The sequence below is a fragment of the Methanoculleus sp. UBA208 genome (assembly GCF_002498065.1).
In the GTDB taxonomy this organism is placed as follows: domain Archaea; phylum Halobacteriota; class Methanomicrobia; order Methanomicrobiales; family Methanoculleaceae; genus Methanoculleus.
Genome location: NZ_DAFZ01000011.1, coordinates 1 through 427 on the forward strand (window position 1 = coordinate 1; position 427 = coordinate 427).

The following is a 427-nucleotide window of genomic DNA, read 5'->3' on the forward strand; positions in this document are numbered from 1 at the left end:
GGACGGCGCCCGGAACTTCCTCCGTCACCGGGAAGAGGATCGCATCGCCCTCCGGGCGCGGGCGGAACCGCCGGTCGAGGAGCCCCTCCTCGAGCAGCCGGCGCCGCCTCTCTTCAGCCTCTCGTCTCGGCACCGCAAGGCACCACTGTTCTTCTCCCATATCGACCACCAGCCATCTTTAGGTATGAGATCTCATACTTATTCATGGATGAGTATATCGGGAGGCTCAAGGAGGGGTCTCTCAAACTCTACGCCCTCGAGAAGGAGCTCCCCCCCGAGGGGGCCGTCCGGGTGCGGCGGGCGTTCATCGAGGGCGAGACCCGCACCGCCCTCCCGAAGGTCGGGTCGTTTTCCATCGGGATCGACCGGGTCGTGAAGCGCAACATCGAGAACATGATCGGCACGGTGCAGGTGCCGCTCGGCGTCG

General features: G+C 65.1%; 2 pseudogenes. One reads left to right on the top strand and one right to left on the bottom strand.

The features are described from left to right. Positions 1–160 (bottom strand): annotated as a pseudogene (locus BRA62_RS00810) (methyltransferase); the annotation flags it as partial. 44 nt (positions 161–204) lie between these two features. Here BRA62_RS00810 and BRA62_RS00815 point away from each other — a divergent pair. Further along, positions 205–427 (top strand): annotated as a pseudogene (locus tag BRA62_RS00815) (3-hydroxy-3-methylglutaryl-CoA reductase); the annotation flags it as partial.